This window comes from Pseudomonas sp. FG36 (assembly GCF_057809275.1).
Genome location: NZ_JBMDJQ010000005.1, coordinates 1 through 20,503 on the forward strand (window position 1 = coordinate 1; position 20,503 = coordinate 20,503).

15 protein-coding genes are annotated in these 20,503 nt (G+C 64.0%); 1 reads left to right on the top strand and 14 read right to left on the bottom strand.

Annotated features, from left to right (window positions below):
• Nucleotides 1-67: 67 nt before the first annotated feature.
• The 11 genes from ACODS9_RS05950 to pilM all read right to left on the bottom strand — a co-directional run bounded on the left by ACODS9_RS05950 (nucleotide 68) and on the right by pilM (nucleotide 15,100).
• Nucleotides 68-415 (bottom strand): YgiW/YdeI family stress tolerance OB fold protein, encoded by a 348-nt coding sequence (locus tag ACODS9_RS05950; protein ID WP_046853850.1) that lies wholly within the window; start codon nucleotides 413-415, stop codon nucleotides 68-70.
• Nucleotides 416-530: 115 nt separating this feature from the next.
• Nucleotides 531-1,595, bottom strand: a complete 1,065-nt coding sequence (hemE, locus tag ACODS9_RS05955; RefSeq protein ID WP_046853849.1) for a uroporphyrinogen decarboxylase — start codon at nucleotides 1,593-1,595, stop codon at nucleotides 531-533.
• 178 nt (nucleotides 1,596-1,773) lie between these two features.
• Nucleotides 1,774-3,192: an FAD-dependent oxidoreductase gene (locus ACODS9_RS05960; protein ID WP_046853848.1), complete on the bottom strand. Its 1,419-nt coding sequence runs from the start codon at nucleotides 3,190-3,192 to the stop codon at nucleotides 1,774-1,776.
• Between the two features lie 107 nt (nucleotides 3,193-3,299).
• Nucleotides 3,300-7,745 (bottom strand): glutamate synthase large subunit, encoded by a 4,446-nt coding sequence (gene gltB / locus ACODS9_RS05965; RefSeq protein ID WP_489093493.1) that lies wholly within the window; start codon nucleotides 7,743-7,745, stop codon nucleotides 3,300-3,302.
• A 375-nt stretch (nucleotides 7,746-8,120) separates the two neighbouring features.
• Nucleotides 8,121-9,746, bottom strand: a complete 1,626-nt coding sequence (locus ACODS9_RS05970; protein WP_489093494.1) for an AAA family ATPase — start codon at nucleotides 9,744-9,746, stop codon at nucleotides 8,121-8,123.
• A 15-nt stretch (nucleotides 9,747-9,761) separates the two neighbouring features.
• Nucleotides 9,762-10,859, bottom strand: coding sequence for a 3-dehydroquinate synthase (gene aroB, locus ACODS9_RS05975; RefSeq protein WP_023631794.1), 1,098 nt, complete (start codon nucleotides 10,857-10,859; stop codon nucleotides 9,762-9,764).
• A gap of 95 nt (nucleotides 10,860-10,954) precedes the next feature.
• The gene (gene aroK, locus ACODS9_RS05980; RefSeq protein ID WP_038706967.1) at nucleotides 10,955-11,473 is read right to left on the bottom strand and encodes a shikimate kinase AroK; all 519 of its coding nucleotides are present in this window, start codon (nucleotides 11,471-11,473) and stop codon (nucleotides 10,955-10,957) included.
• Between the two features lie 4 nt (nucleotides 11,474-11,477).
• Complete coding sequence (locus tag ACODS9_RS05985; RefSeq protein WP_367858994.1) at nucleotides 11,478-12,701, bottom strand: type IV pilus secretin PilQ; 1,224 nt, start codon at nucleotides 12,699-12,701, stop codon at nucleotides 11,478-11,480.
• The gene (locus ACODS9_RS05990; protein ID WP_489093495.1) at nucleotides 12,658-13,671 is read right to left on the bottom strand and encodes a pilus assembly protein PilP; all 1,014 of its coding nucleotides are present in this window, start codon (nucleotides 13,669-13,671) and stop codon (nucleotides 12,658-12,660) included. Before ACODS9_RS05990 ends, ACODS9_RS05985 begins: the two co-directional genes overlap by 44 nt.
• Nucleotides 13,668-14,207: a PilN domain-containing protein gene (locus ACODS9_RS05995; RefSeq protein ID WP_489093496.1), complete on the bottom strand. Its 540-nt coding sequence runs from the start codon at nucleotides 14,205-14,207 to the stop codon at nucleotides 13,668-13,670. The genes ACODS9_RS05990 and ACODS9_RS05995 overlap by 4 nt, the downstream gene beginning before the upstream one ends.
• Nucleotides 14,204-15,100 (bottom strand): type IV pilus biogenesis protein PilM, encoded by an 897-nt coding sequence (pilM, locus tag ACODS9_RS06000; protein WP_489093497.1) that lies wholly within the window; start codon nucleotides 15,098-15,100, stop codon nucleotides 14,204-14,206. The genes ACODS9_RS05995 and pilM overlap by 4 nt, the downstream gene beginning before the upstream one ends.
• Before the next feature lie 169 nt (nucleotides 15,101-15,269).
• Here pilM and ACODS9_RS06005 point away from each other — a divergent pair, with 169 nt between their 5' ends.
• Nucleotides 15,270-17,729 carry a penicillin-binding protein 1A gene (locus tag ACODS9_RS06005; RefSeq protein ID WP_489093563.1) on the top strand — a complete coding sequence of 820 codons (2,460 nt, stop codon included), beginning with the start codon at nucleotides 15,270-15,272 and terminating at the stop codon, nucleotides 17,727-17,729.
• Between the two features lie 148 nt (nucleotides 17,730-17,877).
• On the opposite strand, the gene ACODS9_RS06010 is transcribed toward ACODS9_RS06005, so the two are convergent.
• The 3 genes from ACODS9_RS06010 to rpmE form a co-directional block, all read right to left on the bottom strand.
• Nucleotides 17,878-19,146 (bottom strand): malic enzyme-like NAD(P)-binding protein, encoded by a 1,269-nt coding sequence (locus ACODS9_RS06010; protein WP_046853841.1) that lies wholly within the window; start codon nucleotides 19,144-19,146, stop codon nucleotides 17,878-17,880.
• Nucleotides 19,147-19,325: 179 nt separating this feature from the next.
• Nucleotides 19,326-20,147: a thermonuclease family protein gene (locus ACODS9_RS06015; RefSeq protein ID WP_489093498.1), complete on the bottom strand. Its 822-nt coding sequence runs from the start codon at nucleotides 20,145-20,147 to the stop codon at nucleotides 19,326-19,328.
• A 2-nt stretch (nucleotides 20,148-20,149) separates the two neighbouring features.
• Nucleotides 20,150-20,365 carry a 50S ribosomal protein L31 gene (gene rpmE, locus ACODS9_RS06020; protein WP_031315083.1) on the bottom strand — a complete coding sequence of 72 codons (216 nt, stop codon included), beginning with the start codon at nucleotides 20,363-20,365 and terminating at the stop codon, nucleotides 20,150-20,152.
• Nucleotides 20,366-20,503: the final 138 nt, after the last annotated feature.

The following is a 20,503-nucleotide window of genomic DNA, read 5'->3' on the forward strand; positions in this document are numbered from 1 at the left end:
CCCCCCCCCCCCCCCCCCCCCCCCCCCCCCCCCCCCCCCCCCCCCCCGCGGCGATGAGGCCTTTGGATCAGTTGATGATCTCGACGATATCCACATCCACCTCACGGCTCATCAGGTGCTTTTCCACCTCGCCGGTCAGCTTGACCTTGGTCTTGTCGTTGAACGGCGTCGCTGGCAGGTCTTCGTCGTCGATCTCGACGGTGATGGTGCCGGTGTTGTCCTTGAACTCGTACTTGTCGTCGTTGTTGATCTTCTTGGTCACGTAGCCTTGCAGCACCACCGGGGTATCGTCGGCGGCATCGTTGGCGGCAGCCACCGTGGTCACGGACTGGGCACCGGGGCCGGTGTAGCCGGCGGCCAGGGCGGCGGTGCTGAACAGTGGGGCGAGGATCAGGGGCAGGTAACGGGCTTTCATGGTGATCGGGTCCTGTTTGCGTTTTGATGGCACCAGATTACCGACGATCGCTGAATTGAAACTTAATACAACAAAAAGCCCGGCACTTGGCCGGGCTTTTTGCGTTGCACACCGGTTACTGGTGGTACTGCGCCGAAAGCTCGTGCACGGCGTTGATAAATACGCCGGCGTGCTCCGGGTCGACTTCCGGGGTGATGCCATGGCCCAGGTTGAACACGTGGCCGCTGCCCTTGCCGTAGCTGGCCAGGATGCGCGCGACTTCCTTGCGGATGGCCGCAGGGTTGGCATACAGCACGGTCGGGTCCATGTTGCCCTGCAACGCGACCTTGTCACCGACGCGGCGGCGAGCGTCGCCGATCTCGCAGGTCCAGTCCAGGCCCAACGCGTCGGCGCCGGCCTCGGCGATGCTTTCCAGCCACAGACCACCGTTCTTGGTGAACAGGATCACGGGCACCTTGCGCCCTTCATGCTCACGGATCAGGCCGCTGACGATCTTGCGCATGTAGGCCAGGGAGAACTCCTGGTAGGCCGCCGCCGATAGGTTGCCACCCCAGGTATCGAAGATCTGCACCGCCTGGGCGCCCGCCTGGATCTGCCCGTTGAGGTAGCTGGTGACCGACTGCGCCAGCTTGTCCAGCAGCAGGTGCAGGGCCTGCGGGTTGTCATAGGCCATGGCCTTGATCTTGCGGAAGTCCTTGGACGAACCACCTTCCACCATGTAGGTGGCCAGGGTCCATGGGCTGCCGGAGAAACCGATCAGCGGCACGCGGCCATTGAGTTCGCGGCGGATGGTGCTGACCGCGTCCATCACGTAGCCCAGGTCCTTCTGCGGATCGGGGATCGGCAACGCTTCGATGTCGGCCAGGGTGCTGATGACTTTCTTGAAGCGCGGGCCTTCGCCGGTCTCGAAGTACAGGCCCTGGCCCATGGCGTCGGGGATGGTGAGGATGTCCGAGAACAGGATCGCCGCGTCCAGCGGGTAGCGGTCCAGCGGCTGCAGGGTGACCTCGCAGGCGAACTGCGGGTTCATGCACAGGCTCATGAAGTCGCCGGCCTTGGCGCGGCTGGCGCGATACTCCGGGAGGTAGCGGCCGGCCTGGCGCATCATCCATACCGGGGTGACATCTACAGGTTGCTTGAGCAGTGCACGCAGGAAACGATCGTTCTTCAGGGCAGTCATGTCGGCATCCGGAAAAAAAGTGCGGGCATTTTCTCAGACGCGGACGCAAAAGGCACGGCCATGGCCATGCGTTTTGTCTATCAGGTGCCATGGATCAAGCATTTTTGTATACAAAAAGCATCGCGGGGCAAGTCGAAGCGGCGGTGCGGCGATCCGACTTGCCCCGCGATGCGATGGATCAGACTTCGAGGTAATCCAGAATGCCTTCGGCTGCGGTACGCCCTTCGAAGATCGCCGTCACCACCAGGTCCGAACCACGCACCATGTCGCCACCGGCAAACACTTTCGGGTTGCTGGTCTGGTGCTTGAACTTGCCCTTCTCCGGGGCCACCACGCGGCCCTGGCTGTCCATCTGGATACCGAACTGCTCGAACCACGGCGCCGGGCTCGGACGGAAGCCGAAGGCAATCACCACGGCGTCGGCCGGCAGGATCTCCTCGGAGCCAGGGATTGGCTCGGGGCTGCGGCGACCACGGGCATCCGGCTCGCCGAGACGGGTCTCGACCACCTTCACGCCCTCGACCTTGTCCTCGCCGACGATGGCGATGGGCTGGCGGTTGTAGAGGAACTTCACGCCCTCTTCCTTGGCGTTCTTCACCTCTTTGCGCGAACCCGGCATGTTGGCCTCGTCACGGCGATAGGCACAGGTCACCGACTTGGCGCCCTGGCGGATCGAGGTGCGGTTGCAGTCCATCGCGGTGTCGCCACCGCCAAGCACCACGACCTTCTTGCCCTGCATGTCGACGAAGTCTTCCGGCGACTTTTCAAAGCCCAGGTTGCGGTTGACGTTGGCGATCAGGAAGTCCAGCGCGTCGTGCACGCCCGGCAAGTCCTCGCCGGGGAAGCCGCCCTTCATGTAGGTGTAGGTGCCCATGCCCATGAACACTGCGTCGTACTCGGCGAGCAGTTGCTCCATGGTGATGTCGCGGCCTACCTCAGTGTTCAGGCGGAACTCGATGCCCATGCCGGTGAAGACTTCGCGGCGATTGCTCAGCACGGTCTTTTCCAGCTTGAACTCGGGAATGCCGAAAGTCAGCAGACCACCAATCTCGGGGTTGCGGTCGAACACCACCGGAGTCACGCCGGCACGTACCAGCACATCGGCGCAGCCCAGTCCGGCCGGGCCGGCGCCGATGATGGCGACACGCTTGCCGGTCGGTTTGACCTTGGACATGTCCGGGCGCCAGCCCATGGCGAAGGCGGTGTCGGTGATGTACTTCTCCACCGAGCCGATGGTTACCGCGCCGAAGCCGTCGTTCAAGGTGCAGGCACCCTCGCACAGGCGATCCTGCGGGCAAACACGCCCGCAGACTTCCGGCAGGGTGTTGGTCTGGTGCGACAGCTCGGCTGCCGCCAGGATGTTGCCCTCGGAAACCAGCTTCAACCAGTTAGGGATGAAGTTGTGCACCGGGCACTTCCACTCGCAATACGGGTTACCGCAGCCCAGGCAGCGGTGCGCCTGCTCCACGGACTGCTGCGGTTTGAAGGGTTCGTAGATCTCGACGAACTCCTTCTTGCGCTGGCGCAGCAGCTTTTTCTTGGGGTCTTTACGCCCCACTTCGATGAACTGGAAGTCGTTGCTCAGACGTTCAGCCATTTTTCAAAACCTCTTTACCGCAGTTGCCAGCTACACGCTGCAAGCTGCAAGACGATCACGTAAGCCCGACGAACCCCGCACACGGGGCTCGCCACTTGCAGCTGTTCTTACTGCGGGTTGGCACGGGTGCTGGACAACAGGTGCTTGAGGTTGGCCGCCTTCGGCTTGACCAGCCAGAAGCGCCGCACGTAGTCGTCCAGGTTCTCCGAGAGCTCACGCCCCCACTCGCTGCCGGTCTCTTCCACGTACTCGCCCAGGACCCGCGCCAGGTGGCTGCGGTAGGCTTCCATCGCCTCACCACTGATACGCTGGATTTCCACCAGCTCGTGGTTGAGTTTGTCGAAGAAGCTGTTGTCCATGTCGAGCACGTAGGCGAAGCCGCCAGTCATGCCAGAACCGAAGTTGTAACCGGTCTTGCCCAGGACGCAGACAAAGCCGCCGGTCATGTATTCACAGCAGTGATCGCCGGTGCCCTCGACCACAGCGTGGGCGCCGGAGTTACGTACAGCGAAGCGCTCGCCCGCGGTGCCAGCGGCGAACAGCTTGCCGCCGGTGGCGCCATACAGGCATGTGTTGCCGACGATGGCGCTGTGCTGGGTTTCGAACGGGCTTCCGGCCGGTGGCACGATGGTCACCTTGCCCCCGGTCATGCCCTTGCCGACGTAGTCGTTGGCGTCGCCTTCCAGGTGCAGGTTCAAGCCGCCGGCGTTCCACACGCCGAAGCTCTGGCCCGCGGTGCCCTTGAAGCGGAAGGTGATCGGCGCGGCGGCCATGCCCTGGTTGCCGTGCAGCCTGGCGATTTCGCCAGAGATGCGCGCACCGATGGAACGGTCGCAGTTGCAGATATCCATGGCGAATTCGCCACCAGCCATGTCGCGGATCGCCGGCAGGGCCATGGCGACCATCTTCTCGGCCAGTTCGCCCTGGTCGAACGGCGGGTTCTTGTCCACTTGGCAGAACTGCGGCTTGTCGGCCGGAATGTGCGAGCTGCCCAGCAGCGGCGACAGGTCGAGGTGGCCCTGGCGCTCGGTGTCGCCCGGCAGCACATCGAGCAGGTCGGTACGGCCGATCAGCTCGCCCAGGCTGCGCACGCCCAGCTTGGCCAGCCACTCGCGGGTTTCTTCGGCGACGAAGGTGAAGAAGTTGATCACCATGTCGACGGTGCCGATGTAGTGGTCCTTGCGCAGCTTGTCGTTCTGGGTGGCCACGCCGGTGGCGCAGTTGTTCAGGTGACAGATGCGCAGGTACTTGCAGCCCAGGGCGATCATCGGCGCGGTGCCGAAGCCGAAGCTCTCGGCGCCGAGGATCGCAGCCTTGATCACGTCCAGGCCGGTTTTCAGGCCGCCATCGGTCTGTACCCGCACCTTGCCGCGCAGGTCGTTGCCGCGCAGGGTCTGGTGGGTTTCAGCCAGGCCCAGTTCCCACGGAGCGCCGGCGTACTTGATCGAGGTCAGCGGCGAAGCGCCGGTACCGCCGTCGTAGCCGGAAATGGTGATCAGGTCGGCATAGGCCTTGGCCACGCCGGCGGCGATGGTGCCCACGCCGGCTTCGGCAACCAGCTTGACCGAGACCAGGGCCTGCGGGTTGACCTGCTTGAGGTCGTAGATCAGCTGGGCCAGGTCTTCGATCGAGTAGATGTCGTGGTGCGGCGGTGGCGAAATCAGGGTCACGCCCGGCACCGCGTAGCGCAGCCTGGCGATAAGGCCGTTGACCTTGCCGCCCGGCAACTGGCCGCCTTCGCCGGGCTTGGCGCCCTGGGCGACCTTGATCTGCAGCACTTCGGCATTGACCAGGTATTCCGGGGTCACGCCAAAGCGGCCGGTGGCCACCTGCTTGATCTTCGAGCTTTTGATGGTGCCATAGCGAGCCGGGTCTTCACCGCCCTCGCCGGAGTTAGAGCGCGCGCCCAGGCGGTTCATGGCCTCGGCCAAGGCTTCGTGCGCCTCTGGCGACAATGCACCCAGCGAGATACCAGCGGAGTCGAAGCGCTTGAGGATCGCGTCCAGCGGCTCGATTTCATCCAACGGCAGGGCCTGTTCGGCCACCTTCACTTTCAGCAGGTCGCGGATCATCGACACCGGACGCTGGTCGACCAGCGTGGTGTACTCCTTGAACTTGGCGTAGTCGCCCTGTTGCACGGCGGCCTGCAGGGTGTTGACCACGTCCGGGTTGTAGGCGTGGTACTCACCGCCGTGGACGAACTTGAGCAAGCCACCTTGCTGGATCGGCTTGCGCGCGCTCCAGGCTTCGGCGGCGAGCAGCTTCTGGTCGCTCTCCAGGTCTTCGAAACGCGCACCCTTAATGCGGCTCGACACACCCTTGAAGCTCAGGCCAACCACTTCCTCGGACAGGCCGATGGCTTCGAACAGCTGGGCGCCACGGTAAGAGGTGATGGTGGAGATGCCCATCTTCGACAGGATCTTCAGCAGGCCCTTGGAGATGCCCTTGCGGTAGTACTTGAACACTTCGTCCAGATCGCCCAGCACTTCGCCGGTGCGGATCAGGTCGGCCAGCACTTCGTAGGCCAGGTACGGATAGACAGCCGAAGCACCGAAGCCCAGCAGCACGGCGAAGTGGTGCGGGTCGCGGGCAGTGGCGGTCTCGACCAGGATGTTGCTGTCGCAGCGCAAGCCCTGCTCGGTCAGACGGTGGTGCACCGCACCGACGGCCAGGGAGGCGTGTACCGGCAGTTTGCCCGGGGCAATGTAGCGGTCGCTAAGCACCAGCTGGGTCTTGCCGCCGCGCACCGCTTCTTCGGCCTGGTCGGCGATATTGCGGATGGCCGCCTCAAGGCCGAGGCTTTGCTCATAGTTGAGGTCGATCAGCTGGCGGTCGAAACCTTCGCGCTCCAGGTTCATCAACGAACGCCACTTGGCGGGCGAGATGACCGGCGAGCTGAGGATCACCCGCGAGGCATGCTCGGGGGACTCCTGGAAGATGTTGCGCTCGGCGCCCAGGCAGATTTCCAGGGACATCACGATCGCTTCGCGCAGCGGGTCGATCGGCGGGTTGGTCACCTGGGCGAACTGCTGGCGGAAGAAATCGTACGGCGAACGCACGCGCTGGGACAGCACGGCCATCGGCGTGTCGTCGCCCATCGAACCGACCGCTTCCTGGCCCTGCTCGCCGAGCGGGCGCAGCACCTGGTCACGCTCCTCGAAGGTGACCTGGAACATCTTCATGTACTGCTTGAGCTGGTCAGCGTCGTAGCTGGCCACGCCCTGGTCGTCGCTCAGGGTCGCCTGGATGCGCGTGGCGTGCTGGCGCAACCAGCGCTTGTAAGGGTGGCGCGACTTCAGGCGGTTGTCGATGGCGTCGGTGTCGAGGATCTGGCCGGTCTCGGTATCGACAGCCAGGATCTGGCCTGGGCCGACACGGCCCTTGGCCAGGACTTCCTCGGGCTGGTAGCCCCACACGCCGATTTCCGAGGCGATGGTGATGTAGCCGTTGGTGGTGGTCACCCAACGCGCCGGGCGCAGGCCGTTGCGGTCGAGCAGGCACACCGCGTGGCGGCCTTCGGTCATGACGATACCGGCCGGACCATCCCACGGTTCCATATGCATGGAGTTGTATTCGTAGAAGGCGCGCAGGTCGGCGTCCATGGTCTCGACGTTCTGCCAGGCTGGCGGTACCAGCATGCGCACGCCGCGGAACAGGTCGATGCCGCCAGTGACCATCAGCTCGAGCATGTTGTCCATGCTGGATGAGTCGGAACCGACGCGGTTGACCAGCGGGCCGAGCTCTTCAAGGTCGGGGATCAGGTCATTGGCGAACTTGGTGCGACGGGCCATGGCCCAGTTGCGGTTGCCGGTGATGGTGTTGATCTCGCCGTTGTGGGCGAGGAAGCGGAAGGGCTGCGCCAGCGGCCACTTCGGCAAGGTGTTGGTGGAGAAGCGCTGGTGGAACACGCAGATTGCGGTCTGCAGGCGCTCGTCACCCAGGTCCGGATAGAACGCCGCGAGATCGCGCGGCATCATCAGGCCTTTGTAGATGATGGTCTTGTGCGAGAAGCTGCAGATGTAGTGGTCGGCGTCGTGGGCGTTGGCCACGGACGAACGGCGACGGGCACTGAACAGCTTGATGGCGAATTCCTGATCGCTCAGGCCTTCGCCGCCGATGAACACCTGCTCGATCTGCGGCAGGCGCTCCAGTGCCAGGCGGCCAAGGACGCTGGTATCGATCGGCACCTTGCGCCAACCCACCAGCTTGAGGCCGGCGTTGACGATCTCGCGATCCATGTTGGCGCGGGCGGCTTCGGCTTTGACCGGGTCCTGGTTGAAGAACACCATGCCGACGGCGTACTGCCTGGGCAGCTCGACGGCGAAGTGCTCCTGGGCCACGGCGCGCAGGAATTGATCGGGCTTCTGCATGAGCAGACCGCAACCGTCGCCGGTCTTGCCGTCGGCGTTGATGCCGCCGCGGTGGGTCATGCAGGTCAGCGCCTGCATGGCGGTTTGCAGAAGGTGGTGACTCGGCTCGCCCGTCATATGGGCGATCAGGCCGAAACCACAGTTGTCCTTGAATTCTTCGGGATGGTACAGACCTGTTTTCATAGACACTTTCTCACCAGGTTCACCTCTCAACCGGAGGCAAATCTCTTTTTTAACAACCACTTACCATCCACGCCGATCAAATGCCAGCTTTTTTGCGGTGGCCATGGAAAACCATTGTTGCACAGCGACAGCGACGCCCACAAATTTTCATGTCTCACCATTGAAAATTTATGTCGCAATTTTGAATGTTTTTAAGTCGTACGCCGTGATAGCGGCTTGACTGAAGTCTGAAGCGTTTCAGCCAGGACTGCAAGAAAGGGCTTGTGGCCGGCAGTCTGGGACAGAAAAGCCTGCCGCGCTCGGGCGCAGCAGGCTAGTTGAAAGCTAGAAAGTCGCTCAGCAACTGGGCGGCGGGGTGATGCCGCCCGGAAGGTATCAGCGGGCCGTGGCCAGCTCTTGTTGGACGCTGCCCACGGTACGTGGCCAAGGTTTACCAGCCTGGACCTTGGCTGGCAAGTTCTTGATTGCCGCAGCGGCGGCGTCGCGGCTGGCGAAGTTGCCGTAGGTCACCACGTACAGCGGCTTGCCCTGCAGGTTTTTCCTGAAGTAGCGATAGTCGCCACCCTGCGCCTTGACGAACGACTGCGCCGACGCTTCCGAGCTGGTGCCGAAGATCTGCACCACGTAATTACCGGGCTTCTGGCCCGCGTACCAGCTGCTGTTGCCGGCGCCGCCGGCAGCTGGTTTCTCGGCGGGTTTGGCTGCAGGCTTGGCGCTCGCGACCTGGGTCGGGGCCGGGGCTGGCTTGGCAGGTGCAACCGGTTTTGCCGGCTGGGTTGCTACAGGTTTTGTCGCAGGCGCAACCGGCTGTACCGGAGCGCTGGTCACCGGCTGGGCCGGAGTCGGCGCAGGGCTGGCGGTGGCACCTTGCGGCGGCGCGATGGTGGTCACGGTCGGCGGCACGGCAACCGATGGCGTGGCTGGCTGCAGCGCAGTGTTGTCGGCCGGCCCGCCGTCTTCACCTTCACCCATGCCAGCGGCCTGGGCCAGCGGTTCGCGCATCACCGGCTGCGACTGACCGACCAGCGGCAACGGCATCGGCTGCGAGGAGCCGGAGAACTCGATGGCGGGCGCGCCGCCGTTGCCGCCCTGGCCCAGGGGCAGTTGGGCCTGGGCAGCGGGGGGCGCGTCGGCCGGGGCCTTGTCGCCTTTCTTGGGCATCAGGACCGCCGCACCAACGGCGACCACGACCACTGCGGACAACGCGAGCACGTGTTTCTTAGGCATTTTGAACCCCATGGATGGTCGCTTGACCGTGGTACGGCTGGCGATCATGGCTTCGATCAAGGTATCGCGGGCGACCTGGTTGATGTTCCCAGGCCAGCCGTCGGAGTTTTCGTGGATGTCGACGATCTGCTCGGCGGTGAACACCTCGATGCCCCGGCCAGCACCCTCCAGGCGCTGCTCCAGGTACTCGCGGGTTTCTTCCTCGCTGTACGGGGCCAGTTCAATGACGTGGAATCGCTCGCCATCGGCATTGAGCTCATCCAAACCGGCAATCAGCGAAGGCTCGCCGAACAGGAACACGTGCGGGCGCCCTTCGGCTACACCCGCCGCCAACTCCAGCAACGCTTGGAGTGCCGACTCGTCCAGTTGTTCCGCATCGTCCACCAGCAGATAGACTTCCTGGCCGGTCAGCGCCAGTTGCACCACCTGCGACAGGATCGCCTGCACTTCCGGCTGCGCCACGCCCAGCGACTGCGCCACCTGGCCGAGCACGCTGGCCGCGTCACTGGCGCCACGGGCGGATACCACCACGCTTTGCACCGACTGCTTGTTGGTGCTGGCCACCAGGGCCTGGCGCAGCAGGGTCTTGCCGCTGCCCACAGGGCCGGTGACCGCCAGCATCAGCTGGCTGTAGCGCGCCAGGTGATGCAGCTGGCCAAGCACTGGTTTGCGCTGGGCGGGGAAGAACTTGAAACCGGGCACCCGGGGTGCGAACGGATCGTGGCTCAGCTGGTAATGATCGAGAAACGCCTCATCGGCATGCAGACTGGTCATTGCGTTGTCACAACCTCAAAGCTGGGCCACGATCGCGCGGTAATCCGCCGCCAGCGTGGCCTGAAGAATCTCTGTCGAATAGTCGTCGGTGACGACGGCCTCGCCCAGCTGGCGCAGCAGCACCAGACGCAGGCGCCCGTCGAGCACTTTCTTGTCGACCGCCATGTGCTCCATGAAATGCGCCGGGGTCATTTCCTGTGGTGGCACCACCGGCAATCCTGCGTCCTGCAGCAGGCGAATTCCGCGATCACGCGCCGGCTGGTCGATCCAGCCCAGGCGCATGGACATTTCCAGGGCCATGACCGTGCCGGCCGCCACGGCTTCGCCGTGCAGCCAGACGCCATAACCCATGTGTGTTTCGATGGCATGGCCGAATGTGTGGCCAAGGTTGAGCGTGGCACGCACGCCCGATTCGCGCTCATCAGCGCCAACCACGGCGGCCTTGGCCGCGCAGGAGCGACGGATGGCCTCGGTCAGGGCGACGGAGTCCAGGGCACGCAGCGCCTGCATATTGTCTTCGAGCCAGGCAAGGAATGGCTTGTCGCAGATCAGGCCGTACTTGATGACCTCGGCGAGACCGGCGGACAGCTCACGCGCGGGCAAGGTTTTCAGGCTGGTGGTGTCGATCAGCACCGCGTTGGGCTGGTAGAAGGCACCGACCATGTTCTTGCCCAGCGGGTGGTTGATGCCGGTCTTGCCGCCCACCGAGGAGTCCACCTGGGACAGCAGCGTGGTCGGCACCTGGATGAAATCGACCCCACGCTGGTAGCAGGCTGCGGCAAAGCCGGCCATGTCACCGATCACGCCGCCACCGAGGGCGACCACGGTGGTGCGCCGGTCATGACGCGCGGTCAGCAGGGCATCGAAGATCAGTTGCAGGGTTTCCCAGTTCTTGTGGGCCTCGCCGTCGGGCAACACCACCGGCAGCACCGAGTAGGCACCCAGGGTCTTGCTCAGGCGTTCGAGGTACAGGGGCGCGACGGTCTCGTTGGAGACGATGGCGACCTGCCGGCCGGCAATGTGCGGCGCCAGCAGCTCGGGCTGGTCAAGCAGGCCTTCGCCAATGTAGATCGGGTAGCTACGCTCGCCCAGGTCGACCTTAAGTGTCTGCATGTATCCCCACAATGTACTTGGGCGCGGTGGCACTATGGCCCCACGCGGTGACGTTCAACCCCGTCTCGGCGTTGGTCGCCGAGGATAGACCCCGCTCAGCGGGGCGGCAACTTCTGCAGACGCTCGAGAATGTCGAGCACGACCATGCGCGGTGGCCGTTCGTCGGTTTCCACCACCAGGTCGGCAATCTCGCGATAGAGCGGGTCGCGTGTTTCAAGCAGGGCACGCAAGGTGGCTTCCGGGTTGGCGGTGCGCAGCAACGGTCGGTTGCGGTCACGGGAGGTGCGCCCCACCTGCTGCTCCACCGAGGCATGCAGGTAGATCACCCGGCCACCGGCATGCAGCGCGGCACGGTTGGCGTCGCGCATCACCGCGCCGCCACCGGTCGCCAGGACCACGCCATCAAGCGCGCAGAGTTCGGCGATCATCGCCTGCTCGCGGTCGCGAAAGCCCGGCTCGCCTTCCTTGTCGAAGATCCACGGGATGTTGGCGCCGGTTCGCAGCTCGATTTCCTTGTCGGAATCCTTGAACAGCAGGCGCAGCTCTTTGGCCAACAGGCGCCCGATGGTGCTTTTTCCAGCGCCCATGGGCCCTACAAGTATCAAATTTCGCACAGAATCAACGACTCACAGCAATCGCCTGGTCACTCATGATACGCGGAGTCAGGAAGACCAGCAGCTCGGATTTTTTCTCTTGTAATGCATCGCGTCGAAACAGCCGCCCAACATACGGCAGATCGCCGAAAAATGGCACCTTGTCGACCACTTTGTTCTGCGACGTCGAGTACACGCCGCCAATCACAATGGTCTGCCCATCGGCCACCCGGACCTTTGCCGTGACCTCGTTCTTGCGGATCGGCGGCACATCGTTCAGCGCATTGATGAAGTCGGGCTCGTCCTTGGTCACACGCACATCCATCACTACCTTGCCATCCGGGGTGATCTGCGGCGTAACCTCCAGCGACAGAGAGGCCTCGCGAAAGGAAATGGAAGTGGCGCCACTGCGCGTGGTCTCCTGATACGGCACTTCGGTGCCCTTGAGTATGCGCGCGGTTTCCTTGTCGGCGGTGACCACCTTGGGCTGGGAAATGATCTCGCCATTGCCGCTCTTCTCCATGGCGCTGAGTTCCAGGTCCAGCAAAATGTCGCTGCGCAGCAACCCCACGCCGAGCCCGGCATTGGCCCGCTCGACCCCAAGGTCGACGAACAGGTCGCTGCCCAGCCGACTGTCCACCCCATACAACGGGCCACCCCATCGCACGCCCAGGGCCTTCTCGTAATCGACGCTGGCCTCGACGATACGCGCCTCGATCATGACCTGGCGCACCGGCACATCCAACTGCGCCACCAGCCTGCGCAGCTCGGCAAGCCGTTCGCCAGGCAATGTGACCACCAGCGTGTTGGTCCGCGCATCCACACCGAGGCTGCCACGCCCGGTCAGAATGCCGTCATCGGCCAGGCTCGCCAGCAACAGTTCCGCCAGCTCGGCGGCCTTGGCATGAAAGACCGGGATCAGCTCACGCCGCAAGGGTTCCAGCAACACCTCCTCGCCCATGCCCCCGGCCCGCCCGGCCAGCTCCGCAACGGGAGCGATCAGCAGCACATTGCCCTCCTGGCGTCTGCCCAGTCCCTTGCTGCGCAGCACCAGGTCGAGGGCCTGGCCCCAGGGCACCTCCTCCAGGCGCAGGGTTATCCGCCCCTGCACCGAATCACTGGCAACCAGGTTGACGCCGGCGTGCTCGGCCATGACCTGAAGCACCGAGCGCAACTCGACATCCTGGAAGTCGAGCGACATCGGCTCACCCTGAAGCTCCGCTGCCTGCACCGCCAGGATGCTCAACATCAACCCCACGCCGCTCAACCATCGCTTCGGTCTCATCCTTGACCTCCCCTTGCTCACGTTTTACAAGCACCAGATATCTGGGACGCGCCTGCCAGCGCCCGCCGATGTAGATCCGTTCGCGGACCTCCAGCCGATCGGCATCGATTGCCACCACGACCCCCTCATCCAATCCGAGCCGGTCGCCTTGCCCGACCCGATACAAGTGCCCCGCCGAACGCAACAATGCCTGCCGGCGCCCTGACTGGGACAGGCTTCCGACCATTTCCAGTCGCGCCAAGGGAATTTGCCGCAGCTCTTTACCCTGTGTGGCGGGCAACCAAGCCTGAAATGGATCGAACGTGGCCTTCGACAGAGCAGCCTGGGCAGGTTCATCCGCCAGCGCAGCCGGCACGGGTAGCTCTTCCCCTGGGTGATAGGCATGTATCAGCAACCGTGCGCCAACCACTCCTGAGCCTTCTTCCTGCAAGGCCAGCCTGAGCTGGGGAACGCTCAACAAACGCAACTGCTGCAGCCACTGCTCAAGCCACAAGCGCAACGCCGGGTAGCGCCCGTGCACACTGATCTCCAGAGGCTGCAAGCGGTACCCTGCAACCTGCTGCGCTTCGTTTACTTCGATGCGCTCGAACGACAGGCCATGCTCATGGCCCGACAGGGCCAGCTGGTCGAGCAGTTCACTCATGCCCTCTCCCGCGGCCAGTCGCCAGCGCAACGCTTGCAGTCCCGTCCTGGCTTGCTCCAGAGCCTGCTGCGCTCGCTCCAGCTCGACAGGTTTTCCCGCCCCATCCGCCAGAACACTTTGTAGCTGCAGCTGCCTCTGGACTGCCTCGGCATGGCTATTGAGCGGCTCACGCAGGCGGGCGAAGTAACCCGCGAAAGCCACCAGAAACAGCAGCCCTGCTGCCACCATCCACCGGAACAACCAAGATCGAGCCGCCAGGCCCTGCCAATCCTGGGTCCACAGGCGGTTCATGACTCACCCGCCAACAAGCGCGCCGCCAGCAGGAATTCATCGCCCTGGCCATGCCGCCGCAGGTGAACAAGCTCCAGGTCCCGCACCATCTTTACCTGCTCCAGGCTGCGCATAAGCCTGGCCACCACTGAAGCAGAGGCTGCCAACCCGGCAAGGCGCAGACGCCCGTCCTCCACGCCCACCTCGGTCAAGCGCGCCCCTTCGGGCATTGCCTGCTCCAGTGCGAGAAACAGCCCAGGCAACTGCGCCCGCCCGGCGCTCAGCGCAGACACCGCCGCTTGCTGGGCCAACAACGCATCCCGTGCTTCACGCAACTTATCGATCTGCCGCAGCGAAGCGTCCAACCGCTCAACGGCCGCCTGCTGCGTGGCGACAGCCTGCGCCTGCCTGGCCAGACGCGACCGCGCCATTCGATCAAGCAACATCACCCCGCACAGCGCCACCACAAGCGTGCCGACCAGGGTGATCTGGAATCGCCGCACAGCGCTTGCCCGGCGTTGTTCGCGCCAGGGCATCAGGTTCAGTCGCCCTTTCATACCGGGCCTCCCATTGCCAAGCCACAGGCCAGGGCCATGGCAGCAGCGGGCACGCTGGTTTCATCGAAACCGCTGACCAGAGGGCCCGGGCGACCGACATGGCATTTCACGCCCAGACGCTCCGACAAGTCTGCCGCTCGAGCCTCATCGGCGCCGGCCCCGAACAACACAACCTGCTCAAGCGCGCCCTGGATATCCGACTGCCAGAGCCCATCGACAGCCTCGGCCCAACGCTCCATAGAAGGCAAGGCAATGCGCTGCCGATGCGGCACGCGGCCTCCCTGCCAACGGTGCAGGATCACTTCGTCCGGCTCCAACCGCAGCAGCGCCGTGACGCCTGCCTGCGGTTCAGGCACCAGCGCCCGCCGCAACGCGAAACTGTCCACCTCCACGGCCACCAACTGCAGGCCGGCTTGCGCGAACACCCGCTCCAGTGGGTCGAGCTGACTTTGCTTACAGGCCACCACCAACACCTCGACCTGCCCGGCATCCTCCGCGCACGGGCCATGCACCTGAAAATCCAGGGCAAGGTCCTCCACAGGAAAGGGAAACAGCTGCTCGGCCTGCGCAAGCAAGGCAGCTTCGACGGCATGGCCGGGCAACTCGGCAGGCAGGCGGCAAACCTTGCAGATGACCTGCGATGCAGGCAACGCCAGGGCGGCCCGGCACTGCGAAGTTCGACACCGGGCATGGGCCTGCCGCAAACCCGCGACCAGGTATTCCATCTGGTCACTCCCCAATGAGCTACCTGGCGCTGCCCCAAGGCGCTCCTGCGCCCAGCCCATCACCCGACAACCGCCACGTTGGCGGCGCAGGTGCAGCATTCGTATGGCATCGGAGGCTATTTCCACCCCCAGCAGTGAACCGGTGCCCCTGCCAAAGCGTCCAAGCATGGCTGTTCCTTCCTGGTCATTGACTGCCCGAACCCTTGCGGCGCAGGCGGTCGTCGCTCTCCCCGGGCGGTCACCCGGCGGGACGAAAAATGCTTATAATGGCCAGCGTTTTTCCTGTCCGCCGGCCCTGCGCGCAATCCACTCTCAACCTGGACACCCAAAAGCCTTGATACGCCTGCTGAAGTTCTTCTGGTGGTCTCTCGTCGCCGTCATCTGCGCGCTCGTACTCGGTGTGAGCGGTGCGTTTCTGTATCTTAGTCCCAGCCTGCCCTCGGTCGACGCGCTCAGAAGCGTCCAGTTGCAAATCCCCCTGAGGGTCTACAGCAGCGACGGCAAGCTGATCGCCGAGTTCGGCGAGATGCGGCGCTCGCCGATCAAGTTCCAGGAAATTCCCCCACAGTTCATCCAGGCGCTTCTGTCCGCCGAGGACGACAATTTCCTCAATCACTATGGCGTCGACCCCAGCAGCCTGATGCGTGCGGCCTCGCAGCTGGTCAAGTCCGGGCATATCCAGAGCGGCGGCAGCACCATCACCATGCAGGTGGCGAAGAACTTCTTCCTCACCAGCGAGCGCAGCTTCTCGCGCAAGACCAACGAGATTCTCCTGGCCCTGCAGATCGAGCGGGAACTGACCAAGGACGAAATCCTCGAGCTGTACGTCAACAAGATCTACCTGGGCAACCGTGCCTACGGTATCGACGCCGCGGCGCAGGTGTACTACGGCAAGTCGATTCGCGACGTCAGCCTGGCGCAGATGGCCATGATCGCCGGCCTGCCCAAGGCACCCTCGCGCTTCAACCCGCTGGCCAACCCGGTACGCGCCAAGGAGCGCCGCGACTGGATCCTCGGGCGCATGTACAAGCTCGGCAAGATCGACGAGGCCAGCTACCAGGCCGCCCTCGGTGAACCACTGAATGCCAGCTACCATGTGCCGACCCCGGAAGTGAATGCGCCGTACGTCGCCGAGATGGCCCGCGCCGAGATGGTCGGCCGCTACGGCAGCGACGCCTACACCGAAGGCTTCCGGGTCACCACCACAGTGCCGAGCGACATGCAGCAGATGGCCAACAGCGCGGTCCTCAACGGCCTCAGCGAGTACGACGAACGTCATGGCTACCGAGGCCCCGAGGCGCGCTTCCCTGGCAAGACGCGTGCGGCCTGGCTGCAGGAGCTGAGCAAGCAGCGCACCCTGGGGGGCCTGGAGCCCGCCATCGTCACCCAGGTCGAGAAGACCGGGCTGAAGGTGATGACCCGTGGCGGCCTGGAGGAAAGCGTCGCCTGGGACACCATGAAGTGGGCCCGCCCTTATCTCAACAGCAACTCGCAGGGGCGCTCGCCGCAATCAGCGGCCGATGTGGCCCAGGTCGGCGACCTGGTGCGCCTGCAACGCCTGGAAGATGGCAAGCTCAAGTTCAGCCAGGTGCCCGGCGCCCAGAGCGCACTGGTCACCCTCGATCCTTACAACGGTGCCATCCGCGCTCTGGTCGGCGGTTTCTCCTTCGAGCAGAGCAACTACAACCGCGCCGTGCAGGCCAAGCGCCAGCCAGGCTCGAGCTTCAAGCCATTCGTCTACAGCGCCGCCCTGGACAACGGCTACACCGCCGCCAGCCTGGTCAACGACGCCCCGATCGTGTTCGTCGACGAGTACCTGGACAAGGTTTGGCGCCCGAAGAACGACACCAATACCTTCCTCGGCCCGATCCGCATGCGCGAGGCGTTGTACAAGTCGCGCAACCTCGTATCGATCCGCCTGCTGCAAGCCATGGGCGTGGATCGCACCATCGACTACATCGCCAAGTTCGGCTTCAACAAGCAGGACCTGCCGCGCAACCTGTCGCTGGCACTGGGCACCGCGACGCTCACGCCGATGGAGATCGCCACCGGCTGGAGCACCTTCGCCAACGGCGGCTACAAGATCAGCCCGTACCTGATCGAGCGTGTCGAGAGCCGCAACGGCGAAACCCTGTTCACCGCCAACCCGCCACGCGTGCCGCAGGGCAGCCAGGACCAGGTTGGCCTCGCCGCACCTGAGGCACCCATCAGCGCCGCCCCGATGCCAGGCGAGGCGCCGCTGGCCGCAGGCCAGATCACCCCGGCTCCCCAAGTACCCCAGGTCCCCGCCGTGGCCGAGCAGATCATCGACGGGCGCACCTCGTACATTCTCACCACCATGCTGCAGGACGTGATCAAGCGTGGTACCGGCCGTCGCGCCCTGGCCCTCGGCCGTTCGGACCTGGCGGGCAAGACCGGCACCACCAACGAATCCAAGGATGCCTGGTTCTCCGGCTACAACGCCGACTACGTCACCACCGTATGGGTCGGCTTCGACCAGCCGGAAACCCTGGGGCGCCGCGAATACGGTGGCACCGTGGCCCTGCCGATCTGGATGAGCTTCATGGGCGCCGCGCTCAAGGGTATGCCCGAGCATCCGCCAGCCGAACCCGAGGGCATCCTCAGCCTGCGCGTCGACCCGATCAGCGGCCGCGCCGCTACACCGAGCACGCCGAACGCCTATTTCGAACTGTTCAAGGCCGAGGACTCGCCACCATCGGCGGACGAACTGGGCAACGGTGCAGCACCGGGCAGCCCGCTGCCGGCAGATGAAGCAGCGCCGATGGATCTGTTCTGATCCATCGGCCCATCGCGGGGCAAGCCCGCTCCCACGCACGAGCGTAGGCAGGTGCTTGTGGGAACGGACAGGCCCCGCGATGTTTTCCCCGCCCAACAAAAAGCCCCGACTCTTGCGAGCCGGGGCTTTTCATGACGCTACGACTGGATCAGCCGTTGAACACGTCATCCACGCTCTTGAGCGGGTAGTGCTTCGGATATGGCAGGGTAGCCACACCGGACTCGATGGCGGCCTTGGCCACGGCATCGGAAACCACGGTGATCAGGCGTGCGTCCAGCGGCTTCGGAATGATGTACTCACGGCCGAACTCCAGGGCTTGCACGCCATAGGCTTCGCAGACTTCCTTCGGCACCGGCAGCTTGGCCAGGTCCTTCAGGGCGATGGCGGCAGCGATCTTCATCTCTTCGTTGATGCGCTTGGCGCGAACGTCCAGGGCACCACGGAAGATGAACGGGAAGCCCAGTACGTTGTTGACCTGGTTAGGGTAGTCGGAACGACCGGTGGCCATGATCACGTCGCTGCGGGTGGCGTGAGCCAGCTCCGGGGCGATTTCCGGGTCCGGGTTCGAGCAGGCGAACACGATCGGGTTGGCGGCCATCGACTTCAGGCCTTCGGCGCTCAGCAGGTTCGGGCCGGACAAGCCGACGAACACGTCTGCGCCGTCCAGGGCGTCAGCCAGGGTGCGCTTGTCGGTGGCGTGGGCGAACTGGGCCTTGTACTGGTTCAGGTCGTCGCGGCCAGCGTGAATCACGCCGCTGCGGTCGATCATGAAGATGTTCTCGACCTTGGCACCCATGCTCACCAGCAGTTTCATGCAGGAGATGGCCGCGGCACCGGCGCCCAGGCAGACGATCTTGGCGTCTTCGAGCTTCTTGCCGGCGATTTCCAGGGCGTTGATCATGCCGGCCGCAGTAACGATCGCGGTGCCGTGCTGGTCATCGTGGAAGACGGGAATGTCGCACTGCTCGATCAGCGTGCGCTCGATCTCGAAGCACTCAGGTGCCTTGATGTCTTCCAGGTTGATGCCGCCGAAGGTGATGGAGATGCGGCGAACGGTGTCGATGAAGGCTTGCGGGCTCTCCGACTCGACTTCGATATCGAACACGTCGATACCGGCGAAACGCTTGAACAGAACACCCTTGCCTTCCATGACCGGCTTGGAGGCCAGTGGGCCGAGGTCACCCAGACCGAGGATGGCGGTGCCATCGGAGATCACCGCAACCAGGTTGCCCTTGCCGGTGTACTTGTAGGCCAGCTCCGGATCACGGCCGATCTCGCGCACAGGCTCGGCGACACCCGGGCTGTAGGCCAGGGCAAGGTCACGGGCGGTGGCGGTTGGCTTGGAGAGCTCGACGCTCAGTTTCCCCGGACGAGGCTGAGCGTGGTATTCGAGAGCGGCGGTTTTCAGGTCTGACATGATGGGCATTCCGCTATTTACTGTTCTGACGGACCGCCGAGGATACGCAAAGAGCCGGGGGGCGACAAGACTGCCCGGTCACTATGTGTCAAGGCCTTTGGCCTACGACTTTACGCTATAACCCACGGGGCTTACGGGAGCCAGTGTGTACAATCCAATAGCAAAATGTCTACAACTATTTAGCCAGAAACAAGCGCCAACATGCTCGGATCGGTCAATGGCAACAGCCAGCGTCTCTGCCCAGGCTTGAGCCCGCCCTTGCGGGAACGATCCAGCACCCAGCCACGCGCCTCGACCTGGCGTCCCTTGAGGTTAGCGAAGAAGCTGGCGGGGAAGTGGCGCTGCAGACGAGCGGGAACCTGCAGGACCACGCCCTCGTCAAGTTCCAGCCAGATGCCGCCGCGATTGCGCTCGACCCCGTTGATCCTGCCGCCGATCACCGCGAATCCGGATTGCCGCACATCGCGCCCACGCGTGACCGGCGATTGTCGCCACAGCCCTGCCCTGGCCTTGCGCGCCTGCTGCTCGGCCTGCTGCTGGCAGCCCGACAGTTGCACGTTGGGTGCAATCGCTATCTGGTAGCCCAGGCCCTCGCTGAGCAGTTGTGCTTCCAGATTGTTGCCAGTGCGGCCATAGATATGCGCCAGGATACGGCCGTACTTGTCCTTGGGTTCGACGCCCGGAACCAGCCCGACACGGCCATCGCTAGCCTGCACCAGCGCCTGCAGGCGCTTCTTGGCAGCCTCGGCATAAGGTTCGCTGGGGCGCCCCTTGTGGCCGATCTCGGGGGCGTTGATACCGATCAGCCGCACGCTGCGTCCATCGCTCAGGCGCAAGGTGTCGCCGTCGACCACTTGGCGTACCGCCACCGCTTGCACCCTGTCGGGCATCGGGCAGAAGGCCAGCGCCGGGAAGTGCCAGATCGCGCCCACAAAAAAGGCGCCCACAAGGGGCGCCTTCTTTTGCAACAGCGCGAACCCCGAAGGCTTCGCCATGTGCATGATTACTTCTTGGCACCGAACATGCCGAAGCGATCGGCGAACTTCTGTACGCGGCCGCCGGTGTCCAGGACTTTCTGCTTACCGGTGTAGAACGGGTGGCACAGGTTGCAAACGTCGATCGCCAGGACGCTGCCCATGGTCGAACGAGTTTCAAACTTGTTGCCGCAGCTGCAGGTGACTGCAACTACTTCGTAGTTCGGATGAATATCTGCTTTCATGGTCACTTCCTCGAGCTGCGTGCCGCCACCCAACACCTATTGTTGAATACCGCACGTAATTAGGCGGCGAATAATACCAGAGAGCAGCCGTAGCGCAAGTTGTCGCTTGCACCGACCGTCGTCTGCTAGGCTCGCCTG

Bases quoted from the DNA above. Each gene is read 5' to 3' on its own strand.
- ACODS9_RS05950 (WP_046853850.1), bottom strand. From the start codon at position 415: ATGAAAGCCCGTTACCTGCCCCTGATCCTCGCCCCACTGTTCAGCACC.
- hemE (WP_046853849.1), bottom strand. From the start codon at position 1,595: ATGACTGCCCTGAAGAACGATCGTTTCCTGCGTGCACTGCTCAAGCAA.
- ACODS9_RS05960 (WP_046853848.1), bottom strand. From the start codon at position 3,192: ATGGCTGAACGTCTGAGCAACGACTTCCAGTTCATCGAAGTGGGGCGT.
- gltB (WP_489093493.1), bottom strand. From the start codon at position 7,745: ATGAAAACAGGTCTGTACCATCCCGAAGAATTCAAGGACAACTGTGGT.
- ACODS9_RS05970 (WP_489093494.1), bottom strand. From the start codon at position 9,746: ATGACCAGTCTGCATGCCGATGAGGCGTTTCTCGATCATTACCAGCTG.
- aroB (WP_023631794.1), bottom strand. From the start codon at position 10,859: ATGCAGACACTTAAGGTCGACCTGGGCGAGCGTAGCTACCCGATCTAC.
- ACODS9_RS05985 (WP_367858994.1), bottom strand. From the start codon at position 12,701: ATGTTGAGCATCCTGGCGGTGCAGGCAGCGGAGCTTCAGGGTGAGCCG.
- ACODS9_RS05990 (WP_489093495.1), bottom strand. From the start codon at position 13,671: ATGAACCGCCTGTGGACCCAGGATTGGCAGGGCCTGGCGGCTCGATCT.
- ACODS9_RS05995 (WP_489093496.1), bottom strand. From the start codon at position 14,207: ATGAAAGGGCGACTGAACCTGATGCCCTGGCGCGAACAACGCCGGGCA.
- pilM (WP_489093497.1), bottom strand. From the start codon at position 15,100: ATGCTTGGACGCTTTGGCAGGGGCACCGGTTCACTGCTGGGGGTGGAA.
- ACODS9_RS06010 (WP_046853841.1), bottom strand. From the start codon at position 19,146: ATGTCAGACCTGAAAACCGCCGCTCTCGAATACCACGCTCAGCCTCGT.
- ACODS9_RS06015 (WP_489093498.1), bottom strand. From the start codon at position 20,147: ATGCACATGGCGAAGCCTTCGGGGTTCGCGCTGTTGCAAAAGAAGGCG.
- rpmE (WP_031315083.1), bottom strand. From the start codon at position 20,365: ATGAAAGCAGATATTCATCCGAACTACGAAGTAGTTGCAGTCACCTGC.